Source organism: Oleiphilus sp. HI0079, from assembly GCF_001635105.1.
On record NZ_LWFT01001405.1, the window covers coordinates 1 to 12,698 of the forward strand.

Consider the following 12,698-nt stretch of genomic DNA (forward strand, 5'->3'; position numbering starts at 1 on the left):
TCTGAATGGATTGGCGTCGTTAATCCGCGATCCGTCTTAAATGTCGACAGACATACTCTTAAAGAAGGCGTCCGGCGAAGGCCTGACGTATCTACTAAACCTGCGCCCTGCCCTAGCGCTTCACCAAAAGAGATAGTCTCATCCAAAGAACTACATGCGGCATCTCCGGGAACAGCATCATCGCTGTCTGCAACACCGTCGCCGTCACTATCGCTATCGACGCCGGCAACGATGGATAGAATGCTCTTCGATTCGTTGGATCCGGAACTTGTCACAAAAAGCTCATACTCTTTCCCATATTCAATAGAAAGAGAGTTAGTGGCGCCCGTTTGCATTGCACTAACACCCTGTTTATTGCGATCACTCCAACGCGTAAAAAGATCTCCGTTTAAAAGCGAGAGAGGTAGAAAGTCTCCTACTGTTATTCCACTACATACAGAATACGCGGCACAAAGCGCGGGAGAGCTCTGTATAACAACATTTGAGTTGCCTCCCAGAACGACAGGCTTTGGATCTACGTCGAAGGTATAATCCGCGAGACTAGGCACAAAGATTGAGAAGGATGCCTTTAGTTCACGCACCGGTGTTTCAGAAGTCGTAAAAATGCCTTGCAATCTGTACTCACCCGGTCGATCTGCAGAAAACTCAAACCCAATTGAGTTTGCTTCGTCTATCTCGCTTATCGAAAGCCGACTATTCGGAGGGCTTTGCAACACTACCCAGTTAGCGGTAATAGCCGTCGCAAGATTTCCTAAACCTAAACAAGGGTCAACTGAACATGAGCCATTCGTTTGTTCTAATGCTACCGATAGAGCTAGCTCACCGGAAAACGGTGCGTAGATCGATGCGATGGATCCAACGTTGATAGACGTAAGCCCTTTGTAGTCAACTGGAAAATCAGCGACTGAGCGAGCTGGATCCAAGGGAAATGCGTCCGAATTATCAAGAACACCATCGCCGTCTGTATCTACTCCGCCAACCGGAGCGCCAAACGAAAAATCCGCTCCCGAGAGCTTCACATCATCAACCGACTTGTCGGCAAGAACCTTAGTGAACTCAAGCTTCAACTCATCGACGATTCTAGAAATAGGCCTTGATGTACCAACCACTGAGAGCTCACTAGGTGAAACCTTGATACGGTTTGCAACAGAGGGATAGAAGTCGTCACTATAGACAGGCTCGTTGCCATATTTGCCGTCTAATTCATTGTCAGCAATGTCCTTGTAAAAATTGGCCAACACCGTCTCAAATGAAAGCGCCGATGTCTCAGAAAGAAGCCCTAGTGTCGAAGCTAGCACCTCATTGAGGTACCTGTTTAGCGCTATAAAGTTCTGCCTCTGAGGCTCAAGTAACGATTCACTCGTAAGAATCAGACTTGATCTTAAAGGCGCGAGATCTAACTCCTGCGAAGTACTAGAAAAGCTTGAGGCCAGGCTTTTCGATAATTGATCAACCTCTTCGTAAACCCAACCTTCGAAATCGATCAGGTCAAGTTCTCGCCCGTCAGAACCCACAAATAGATCAATCCAACGATCATTAAGCAGCATTCTTTCCATGGCCGCGTGAACCGAAACGTCCGACACTAAGCTAACGGAACGAGTCGGAGAGACCGCCTGCGCAGTCTCCAGTACGAGCCTCAAATCATCCGTGAGGCGCACATCGTCGGCTCGCTTCACGAGATCCCCTTCCGGAAACCTAAGGGGCTCATCGCCTACAAAAAATCTCGCTGAGCTATCCTCTAGTGCATTATCACTTGCACCTCTAACACTCTCTAGACGAATAAGCGCTGATAACTTTTCAACAGGAGGCCGCACCCCAGAGCTTAAATCGATACCCTCCCGCAAATCAGACTCAATATAAATCAAGCCTTTCAACTGGCCAAAATCTATACTTGGAATCGACGCTGTCTCGTCAGTCGTCCTCTGAGCGATCCAATTAATTGGTTTGCCATTGCTCGCATCGAGCTCATCACTCACATAGGCCGTTCGAATCGCTTGAGGGAAACGCTGGCGAAAATCAGCAACAAACTGAGCAAAAACGCCATCTAATGTTGACTGGCTGCTTAACAAATCCGTAATAGGCCATTTGACCAACGACTCTTTTTTCCTTAACAATTCTACTGCATCAAGCGGAGTGATCGTATCCTCTCGCAAAACTAGAAGTGCAGCTTTGAGCTCTGCGTTACCCTCATAAACGTAGGCGTCCTCGATCAGCGTTTGAACTTCAAAAATATCTGCAGCCGTGTCGACCCGAGACTCAAGATCAGCCAATTGATTCCGAGCAACAAGATCGGTATCGAACCAGCCTTTTTCTTCAGCTTCATCAAAAATCTGGTCAATTCTAGATGCTATCTCCGTTTTGGATAAGGAAGCGACTCTAAGAGCATTCATCTCGTTATAGAATTCACTCCAACCCGCTAGCTTCACCGAATCAGTTTCAAAACCTGAAAAAGCTCGAGCTATTGACTCAACGCGCTCAAACGAAATCTTATCAGAGTTATCATCAAGAGCCTGGTGTAGCTCGTCCAGCACGGTTGGAATACTCGCCACTCGCGATTTGATATCTGCGAGATTTGCATACACTGCAATGATCTCGGCAACTGCGTCTTTGTGAAAACTATTTGTCTCAGACGTCACAAATGACTCAAGGATTTGCACAGCAACAGTTACAGAACCAGCGGCATCTATATCGCTTTTTAAATCATGAATGCCGCCGACAAGCTGATCTTGCGCAGCAATTCGACTTAGCGCGCTGAGAACCTCTACATCACTCAAAGTGCTTAACTGGAGGTTGCCGTCTTGATAAACCACGCCCAAGTCATAGAGAAGATCGAAGAAGTATTCCGACGCCCGAGATAAGTCGCCAAAAGCGCCGCTCTCAAGATCGACCTTGTAAAAATCAACCTTTGCGCCCGCAATCGGACCTTTCACCACGTTTACGTTAAGCTTGAGATCTGGTTTCTCAATTAACACGGTTTCATCAGCTAAACGAACAACGTCCGAGCTACCGCCATTACATGCCAAAAGTAACGTCGCTGCGACAACGACAAAAGAGAATTTAAGTACGCTAAGAACGCTTTGAAGCATAGAAGAGGTCTATTCCATTTACTCGCGAGAAAACACTCCAAACGCTATGGAGCTAAAGGCTTTGATAATGCTACATAATGCGCTAGAACGGCACAATTAGAGGGCGTAAGAAGCGTGAACTACTAGACGCTTGAGTAAGAGACGTACTTCAAGCAATGCGATGTACGTCTCTTTATCGGTCACAGATTAGAAGATTCTATTTAGACCGTTCAATGCCGCGACACGATATGCCTCAGCCATAGTGGGGTAGTTAAAGGTTGTATTTATGAAATAATCAAGATTATTTGCTTTGCCAGTTTGATTCATAACCGCCTGACCGATGTGCACGATCTCAGCCGCTTGGTCCCCAAAACAATGGATACCCAGAATCTCACGCGTTTCTCGATGAAACAATATTTTGAGCATCCCTACAGCCTCACCTGTAATCTGGGCGCGGGCCAAATCCTTAAAAAACGCCTGCCCAACCTCATAAGGAACTTTCGCTTCGGTGAGCTCGCGCTCCGTCTTTCCAACAGAGCTAATCTCGGGAATTGTATATATCCCCGTTGGCACGTCATCAACAAATCGAAAATACCGGTCTTCAGCCATCGCCGAAGCAGACGCCCTGCCCTGATCATATGCTGCGCTCGCGAGTGCTGGCCAACCAATCACATCACCAACCGCGTAGACACCCTCTACCTCAGTGCGGTAATGATCATCAATTGCTAGCTGGCCACGAGAGTTCGGTTTCAGTCCGATATTCTCCAGACCCATATGGTCCGTATTTCCGCTACGACCATTACACCAAAGAAACGCATCCGCCCTAATCTTCTTACCAGATGTGAACGTCACTTCAACGTTTTTATCCGTACCAACGACCGACTCATACGTTTCGTTGTGCCGAACAAGCACACCGTTGTTACGAAGGTGGTAGCTCAACGCATCGGAAATTTCATCATCTAGAAAAGACAATAACTTCTCTCCTGGATTAACCAGATCCACCTTAACGCCAAGGCCTGCAAAAATAGAGGCATACTCGCTGCCGATAACACCGGCACCGTAAATCACCATCGTTCGCGGAGTGTGATTAAGAGTAAGAATGGAGTCGCTGCAATAAATACGATGATGGCTAAAATCGACATTTGCAGGCTTATAAGGACGGCTACCACTCGCAATGATCACAGTCTCAGCAACTAAGATGTCATTCGACTGCCCCCCGCAAACCTCAATCTTGTTCTTATCCAAGAAGCATGCACGACCGTTGTACAGATCAATTCGGTTTCTAGCGTAAAATTGGGTACGTAATTTAACCTGTTTGGAAATAACTTTTTCGGCGCTTTTTAGGACTCTCGGAAAAGAAAACCAGCGAGGTTCTCCGATATCCCTGAACATCGTATTCGTGTTAAACGTGATGATCTGCTTTACCGAATGACGAAGTGCTTTCGACGGAATCGTACCTAAATGCGTACAGTTACCGCCGACAACCTGCTTCTCTTCAATGACCGCTACGCGCTTCCCATGTTTTGAGGCGTTCATCGCCGCACCTTCTCCGGCAGGGCCCGAACCAATAACAACTACATCGTAGCGATACTCAGCCATACTTCGCTTTTCCTTCTATTTTAAATTTACAATTCAACAACTTATATCATTTTTTAGCATAGACTAACTTTAGACTTTGGTCTCAGCCTCATAGGCCAAACTAGTCTTACCTTTGCCTGCCTCATCTGACTCTTTGTCGCATTTGGCCGGATCGCCCTTGCAAATATCACACGCGACATCCATACCCAATGCACTCATACCCCCACATGAACCACTAATCGGCTTATTGTTGAAGATCACGCCAATAGCCATCAAAGTAATCAAAACCGCCATAAAGGCAAAAACAACCAAAAATAATTCCATCGCTAAAACCTCTCAAACATTGAAGCTACTTAATGAATGTAACTAAGCATCTTTATCGTTGCACGGGAGCTAAAACCGTCTTTCTCTCGAAATATAAAAAATGCGGCCAAGTCTTGCTCTTGAGCTATGTACAGAGCCTTCTTCTTCCCCATCGCCAACAAAGCTGTTGCCCACGCATCAGCGCTTGCACAATCCTTCATGATCACTGAAACAGAAGCGATCTGACTAGAAACGGGATACCCTGTTTTAGGGTTGATTGTGTGGGAGTAGCGCCCATCAGGGCCATCTATGAAGTTTCGATAATCACCTGAAGTCGCCATCGAAACATCACTTATATGAACGATATTATACGCTTTTCGTCGAAGAATATCAGGTTGTTCGATACCAAGGCGCCAGTGATTGCCCTCTGCGTTATGGCCAGAAACTCTGACCTCGCCTCCAACCTCTACCATAAAATTTTTGAACCCAAGTGAGTGCAAAGTTTCAGCGACTTTATCAACCGCATAACCCTTGGCAATTGCTGAGTAATCTATAAACCCCTCACCCAATTTTTGAATTCGTGTATCGTCAATCAATCTCACAAAACGCATTCCCGATTGCGCCATCAACGCTTTAATCTCCTCAGAATTAGGAGGCACATCCTGAGAAAAAGCACCAAACCCCCATGCTGAGACCAATGCTCCCACACTTGGATCAAAGAACCCTTGAGACGCATCACGCATCTCAAGAGAGAGCAAAGTTACTTCCGCCATCTCGTCGCCCATTTCATAAATAGAGCCAACAGCCGATTGATTAAAACGCATCAAGTCAGAGTCATCTTTATAGGTCGACAAGGCCTTATCAACACGAGCTAATGCTTGGACCGACAGAGACTCAGCTTCATCTAGCACACGTTCATCTTGGAAATTTGGCTCTCCACCCTCGACCAACGTCACGGTGTATGTCGTCCCCATCATCGCACCTTGAAACGCATGCACAGTCCGCTCGCTTGAGCATCCCGCAAGCACGACAAATGAGGCAACAACCACAAACCGGCTGATAAAATTAAAACCCAAACTCATTCCTCCCAAAAAAATCGGAAAAATCTCCCCGCTAAAACGAAAAATGCCAGAACAAAGTCTGGCATTTTATTCTTTAGATTGAGCTATCCGCCGAAATCATCGAGCATGATATTCTCATCTTCCACTCCGAGATTTTTGAGCATTTCAATCACTGCGGCGTTCATCATAGGTGGCCCACACATATAAAACTCACAGTCTTCTGGGGCTGGATGTTCCTTCAAATAGTTTTCCAACAGCACGTTATGGATAAATCCAGTGTAACCTTCCCAGTTATCCTCCGGCTGAGGATCTGAGAGTGCTACATGCCATTCGAAGTTATCGTTTTCTTCAGCCAATTTGTCGTATTCATCTTGATAGAACATCTCTCTTAAAGAGCGAGCGCCATACCAAAACGACATCTTACGTTTAGAATTAAGTCGTTTAAGCTGATCAAAAATGTGCGAACGCATTGGCGCCATTCCCGCACCACCGCCTATGAAAACCATCTCGTTTTCGGTGTCCCTAGCAAAGAACTCGCCGAATGGTCCATAAACCGTTACTTTATCGCCTGGTTTCAAATCAAAGACCCAAGACGACATCTGCCCTGGCGGGAAGTCGGTCCCAGGTGGCGGCGAGGCGATCCGGATATTAAACTTAACTACACCCTTTTCTTCGGGATAATTCGCCATTGAATAGGCACGAATAACTGTTTCTTTAACGACTGACTTGTACTGCCAAACGTTAAACTTATCCCAGTCCCCTCGGTACTCCTCCTCGATGTCGAAATCCTTATAGTCCACTTCGTGGGGCGGGCATTCTAGCTGAACATAACCACCTGCTCGGAAATCAACATTTTCACCTTCTGGTAGACGCAAAGTAAGCTCTTTGATGAAAGTAGCAACATTCGGATTCGATTCGACCGTACATTCCCACTTCTTAACGCCAAAGACTTCTTCGTCGACCTCGATTTTCATATCCTGTTTGACAGGAACCTGACACGCAAGCCGCCAACCCTCAGCTTCTTCGCGACGAGTGAAGTGAGTCTTTTCAGTTGGCAACATCGAGCCGCCACCTTCTAGCACCTTGCACTTACACTGCGCACATGTGCCGCCTCCACCACAAGCTGAAGACAAAAACATGCCTTCAGATGCTAAGGTTTGTAGGAGCTTGTCGCCCGCAGGCGTTTCAATCTTTGAATTTGGATCATCGTTTACGATGATCGAAACATTACCGGAGCTAACCAACTTAGCTCTCGCTGCCAAAATTACCGCTACCAACGTTAGTACGATGACGGTAAACATGACAACACCTAGAACGAGTTCTGCATTCATGGGATTACCCTTTTAAACCTCTTCGACTAACAGTTACAGCGAAATACCGCTGAACGACATAAAACCAAGCGACATAAGACCCACCGTAATAAAAGTGATACCCAAGCCACGGAGCCCTTCAGGAACATCGCTATACTTCAACTTTTCGCGAATACCTGCAAGCGCTACGATCGCAAGAGCCCAGCCTACGCCAGCTCCCACACCATAAACTAAACTCTCACCAAAGTTATAATCGCGTTCGACCATAAATAGTGATGCCCCCATAATGGCACAGTTCACGGTAATCAATGGGAGAAACACGCCCAATGCGTTGTACAAATCTGGGAAGTATTTGTCCAACACCATTTCGAGTATTTGCACAAGCGCCGCTATAACACCGATGTAAGTCAACAAGCCCAAAAAGCTCAAATCAACTTCAGGATAGCCTGCCCATGCCAACGCACCTTCTTTTAATACGTAGGTATAGATCAAGTTGTTCACTGGAACTGTAACTGCCAACACGACGACAACCGCAATGCCAAGCCCCATAGCTGCTTGAATCTTTTTTGATATCGCCAAGAACGTGCACATACCCAAAAAGAAAGCCAGAGCCATATTCTCTACGAAAACAGCCTTGATAAACAGGCTCAAATAATGCTCAACCATTAGAAAGCCTCCTTAACACGATGCGCTGACATCTTATAATCCGGCGCTTCGATCTGATCTTTCTTCCAAGAGCGCAATGCCCAGATAAAGATACCGATCAAGAAGAATGCACTTGGTGGCAACAACAACAAGCCGTTCGGTACATACCAACCACCATCATTCACAGTTGCAAAGATCTCAACTCCAAACAGCTTGCCCGCGCCAAGTAGCTCACGGAAGAAAGCAACGAACAGCAAAATCACAGCGTAACCTAGGCCATTACCAACACCATCCAAGAAGCTCATTCCTGGACCATTCTGCATTGCGAATGCCTCTGCTCGACCCATTACAATACAGTTTGTGATGATCAAACCAACGAAAACAGAGAGCTGCTTAGAAATTTCGTAAGCGTATGCTCGAAGAATCTGATCGACAACAATCACAAGCGTTGCGATGATCGTCATCTGAACAATGATTCGGATATTCGAAGGGATCTGGCTACGAATCAACGAAACAGCAAGATTGGCAAGGCCAGTAACCGTGCAGACTGCAAGGCCCATAACCACCGACAATTGCATGCTTGTCGTAACCGCTAGCGCTGAACAAATACCAAGGATTTGCAGAGCAATAGGGTTGTTACTAAATACGGGCTCAAATAGAACCTCTTTAGCGGATGCTGTGCTCACTTCATGCCCCCTGACGTAATTTATTCAAATATTTCTGAAAGCCGTGCTCTCCAGTCCAGTACTGAACTAAATTAGTCACACCACGACTCGTAAGAGTTGCTCCTGAAAGACCGTCAACCTTGTACTCAGCATCAGGCTTAGAGCGATCAACGGCTCCCTTGAGAAGAGCGAGCTTAGGCTCATCCGACTCATCAAGGTCATACACCTTCTTGCCGGGCCATAAGGCCTTCCAATTTGGATTATCAACCTCTCCACCAAGCCCCGGTGTTTCAGCATGCTCATAGAAGCCAAAACCAACTACAGTGTTTGCATCCGCTTCAAGCGCAAGAAAACCATGTAGCGTTGACCAAAGACCGTATCCACTGACAGGCAAAATAATGGTCTTCAGTTCTTCATTTTCACGAACTAGATACACCTTGGCGAAGTCAACACGACGCTTTATGCTCGCAATGTCCTCCTCGCTAGGAATCGAGTCAGATAGCTTTGGATCCTTTTGTGCTTTACGTTGATCATAAGCAAGGGCTGTTTGCTTTCCTACAACACTCGGATCTACATATTCGCCAGTATCGAGATCCACTAATCTAGCGTCGATTTTCTCAAACTGAGCTTCGATCTCGTCTTTACTTGCACCGGAAGGTAAAAGTCCGGCTGCTGCGAGAATATTCGCTTTTAGGTTAAGCGCTTTATTCTCTTGCTGGATCGGCTTAAGCGCAACCACAGACCCAGCCACGATCAGCGAACAAACCAGACACAAAAGAAAAGCAACTGTGAAGGTTTTACCCATAGTTTCTTTGCTAGACACGAGCTAACCTCCTTTTGATATTCGCCTGTACGACCAAATGATCAATGTAGGGTGCAAACAGGTTTGCAAATAGAATTGCCAGCATGATCCCCTCTGGGAAAGCAGGGTTCACGACGCGAATAAGTACAGTCATCACACCAATCAAGGCTCCATAGAACCACTTACCCGTATTCGTCATAGATGCTGAAACAGGGTCTGTCGCCATGAAAATCATACCAAATGCAAAACCACCGATTACAAAATGCCAGTAAAACGGCAGGCTAAACATTGGATTTGTGTCCGAACCAACCATATTGAGCAAGGTTGACATCGCGACCATACCAAAAAACACACCAAGTACAATTCGGAGCGAAGCTATACGCGTAGCCAAAAGCACCGCACCACCAATCAGGATCGCTAAAGTAGACGTCTCGCCCATTGAGCCCTGAACGGTCCCAAAGAAAGCATCCAACCAAGTGATATTGCCAGCAATAATTGCATCAGCACCACCACTTGCTGCAAGACTTAGTGATGTAGCACCAGAGAAGCCGTCAACCGCTGTCCAAACTGCATCTCCCGAGATCTCAGCTGGGTAGGCGAAGTACAAAAAAGCACGGCCGGTTAGCGCTGGATTCAGGAAGTTTTTACCCGTGCCACCAAAGATCTCTTTACCGATGACAACACCAAAAGAAATCCCTAAAGCGACCTGCCATAGTGGCAAGTCAGGTGGGCAGATCAATGCGAACAAGATTGACGTAACAAAGAAACCCTCATTAACCTCATGACCTCTAACCGAAGCAAACAAGACCTCCCAAAACCCACCAACAACGAACGTTACTGCGTAGACTGGCAAGAAGTATGCGGCCCCGTATACAAGGTTGTGCCATAAGTTAGCAGGGTCATGACCAATGAATAACAAACTATGGAAATCGGTTGGTATGGACGCCCCTGCAGCAATTGCAGAGTTCGCCTGAAACCCGATATTCCACATACCGAAAAACATGGCTGGAAAAGTACACATCCAAACGGTGATCATAATTCGCTTAAGATCAACGCCATCACGAACGTGGGAGTTTGCGCGAGTTGTACTAGAAGGCGAATAAAAGATCGTATCGACCGCTTCGTACAGTGCGTAAAAGTTTTCGTATTTTCCGCCTTTGTGGAAATTCGGTTCAATAGAATCTAAGAAGTTGCGTAAGCCCATATCACCCCTCCTTCTCAATGCGAGTTAGGTTAGCTCGCAAGATTGGCCCATACTCATACTTACCAGGGCATACAAATGTACAGAGCGCCAAATCCTCTTCGTCTAACTCTAGACAACCAAGTAACTGAGCTTGTTCTGTATCCTCAACAATGAGCGAGCGCAATAATTGAGTCGGCAAAATATCCAACGGCATTACTCTTTCATACGCACCAATAGGCACCATAGCTCTCTCACTACCATTGGTAGTCGTATTGAAGCTAAACTGCTTACGTCCAAGTAGCTTTGACAAGTAAATATTCATTACGGAAAACTTACTAGCACCAGGAGAAAGCCAGCCAAACAATTCTCGCTCTTGCGGTTCAGGGATAACGCTTATCTGAGAAGCGTAACGCCCAAGAAAATCAACAGAACCTCGTGCAGTGCGGCCACCAAACACCGAGCCGCTGATCGCTCGACACGCGTCGTTATCGCCTTCGCCCTTAACAAGCTCACTCACACAAGCACCAAGCTGTGTACGAATCAGGCGTGCCTTAGACACTCCCTCACCTGCAATTGAGACAACTCTCTCTGAAGGCAAAGTTCCCGTCTTGAATAGTTCTGCAAACGCAATGACGTCTTGGTAAGAAATACTCCAAACCGTTTTAGCACTACTGACTGGATCCAAGTAATGAATATGCGTACCAGCGTTTCCAGCTGGATGAACGCCCGAAAACTTCTCGATCGATACCTGAGCACTTGAAGGGACATCTGGCTCTTTTCCCGGCTCGCAGCAAACAAATACGCGACCATCAGTAAGCTTAGTCAGCAACGTAACCCCTTGAGCAAAAGCTTCCGCCTTTTCAGCAATCACAACAGAGGGATCCGCAGCAAGAGGATTGGTATCCATCGCTGTAACAAAAATCGAGTTCGGAACGCTGTTGATCTCAGGTACTTTGCTAAAAGGTCGCGTACGCAGAGCTGTCCAAAGACCAGATTTAACCAAATTCTCGGCAACTTGCTCGCGTGTAAGCGAATCAAATGATGCTGAATCGTGCTTTTCAAACTCAACAGCTTCATCGCCTTCAATTTCTACGACGATAGACTGAAAAACACGTCGTTCACCACGATTAATTTCAACGACTGTTCCACTCGCTGGCGAAGTATAGATGACCCCAGGGGTTTTCTTATCTTCGAACAGTAGCTGACCACGCTTAACCTTGTCTCCGATCGCAACGGCCATAGTTGGCTTCATTCCGACATAATCGAAACCAACAATACCCACTCGACTGACAGTTTTTGTGTCCGCTATCTTTTGTTCTGGTGCACCAGTAATTGGAAGATCGAGGCCTTTATTAATTTTGACCATTAATCCCGCCTAAGCTTAAACAAAATGAATTTTCCACCTTACCTCTGCCTTGGATACCATTGGATCCAAGAACCCTTTGCACGAAATCAGCCGCGCCGACTTATAAGTAACGAGAAGGTGAACCAAAAAATCGCGCCAATTATAAAGACGCGTCCTCTATTTTGCTACTAGATAACGAAAAATAGAGCATCATTATGGCGCACGACGCCAAAACTATAGTCAATCATGCACTACATGCAATGCTTTGTTAGCTTGCAACACCAATAAAAAAGCCCGCTCATAGCGGGCTTTTTTTGCCTAGAACGAGACGTCTAAGATCTGGCGGGAAAAGAAGGATAGGTAATTCCAGCCATCTGATTAGCGATACGCACTACTTGAGCACTGTAACCAAATTCGTTGTCGTACCAAACATAGAGAATGACACGCCCATCATTTGCAATTGTGGCCTTCGCATCAACGATACCTGCACGACGGTTACCAACAAAATCGCTCGAAACGACTTCTTCAGAATTGACGTAATCAATCTGCTTAGCCAAATCAGAGTGCAAACTCACCTCACGAAGATACTCATTGATCTGATCAGCAGTCGCCTCTTTCTCGATATTAAGATTCAAAATAGCCATCGAAACATTTGGCGTAGGAACACGAATCGCATTACCCGTGAGCTTACCAGCCATCTCAGGTAGCGCTTTCGAAACTGCCTTTGCAGCACCGGTCTCC

The 12,698-nt window shown here is 46.3% G+C and carries 10 protein-coding genes and 1 pseudogene; all 11 read right to left on the minus strand.

Annotation, left to right across the window (positions count from 1 at the left end):
• Positions 1 to 3,086 (minus strand): hypothetical protein (locus A3750_RS24195; protein ID WP_156498913.1); only part of this gene is annotated, 3,086 nt, incomplete at its 3' end.
• A 186-nt stretch (positions 3,087 to 3,272) separates the two neighbouring features.
• Positions 3,273 to 4,664, minus strand: a complete 1,392-nt coding sequence (gene sthA / locus A3750_RS24200; RefSeq protein ID WP_068454697.1) for a Si-specific NAD(P)(+) transhydrogenase — start codon at positions 4,662 to 4,664, stop codon at positions 3,273 to 3,275.
• Positions 4,665 to 4,733: 69 nt separating this feature from the next.
• Positions 4,734 to 4,967, minus strand: a complete 234-nt coding sequence (nqrM, locus tag A3750_RS24205) for a (Na+)-NQR maturation NqrM (RefSeq protein ID WP_068458696.1) — start codon at positions 4,965 to 4,967, stop codon at positions 4,734 to 4,736.
• 29 nt (positions 4,968 to 4,996) lie between these two features.
• Positions 4,997 to 6,022 carry an FAD:protein FMN transferase gene (locus A3750_RS24210; RefSeq protein WP_197466350.1) on the minus strand — a complete coding sequence of 342 codons (1,026 nt, stop codon included), beginning with the start codon at positions 6,020 to 6,022 and terminating at the stop codon, positions 4,997 to 4,999.
• A gap of 89 nt (positions 6,023 to 6,111) precedes the next feature.
• Positions 6,112 to 7,338, minus strand: coding sequence for an NADH:ubiquinone reductase (Na(+)-transporting) subunit F (nqrF, locus tag A3750_RS24215; protein ID WP_068457084.1), 1,227 nt, complete (start codon positions 7,336 to 7,338; stop codon positions 6,112 to 6,114).
• Between the two features lie 33 nt (positions 7,339 to 7,371).
• The gene (gene nqrE / locus A3750_RS24220; protein WP_068465146.1) at positions 7,372 to 7,983 is read right to left on the minus strand and encodes an NADH:ubiquinone reductase (Na(+)-transporting) subunit E; all 612 of its coding nucleotides are present in this window, start codon (positions 7,981 to 7,983) and stop codon (positions 7,372 to 7,374) included.
• Positions 7,983 to 8,648 (minus strand): NADH:ubiquinone reductase (Na(+)-transporting) subunit D, encoded by a 666-nt coding sequence (locus tag A3750_RS24225; RefSeq protein WP_068455338.1) that lies wholly within the window; start codon positions 8,646 to 8,648, stop codon positions 7,983 to 7,985. Before A3750_RS24225 ends, nqrE begins: the two co-directional genes overlap by 1 nt.
• A 1-nt stretch (position 8,649) precedes the next feature.
• Positions 8,650 to 9,450, minus strand: a complete 801-nt coding sequence (locus A3750_RS24230) for a Na(+)-translocating NADH-quinone reductase subunit C (protein ID WP_231871952.1) — start codon at positions 9,448 to 9,450, stop codon at positions 8,650 to 8,652.
• Positions 9,443 to 10,633: an NADH:ubiquinone reductase (Na(+)-transporting) subunit B gene (locus tag A3750_RS24235; protein WP_068455335.1), complete on the minus strand. Its 1,191-nt coding sequence runs from the start codon at positions 10,631 to 10,633 to the stop codon at positions 9,443 to 9,445. Before A3750_RS24235 ends, A3750_RS24230 begins: the two co-directional genes overlap by 8 nt.
• A 1-nt stretch (position 10,634) precedes the next feature.
• A complete protein-coding gene (locus A3750_RS24240; protein WP_068455331.1) occupies positions 10,635 to 11,978 on the minus strand; it encodes a Na(+)-translocating NADH-quinone reductase subunit A in 1,344 nt (447 codons plus the stop codon).
• 311 nt (positions 11,979 to 12,289) lie between these two features.
• Positions 12,290 to 12,698 (minus strand): annotated as a pseudogene (locus A3750_RS24245) (glyceraldehyde-3-phosphate dehydrogenase); the annotation flags it as partial.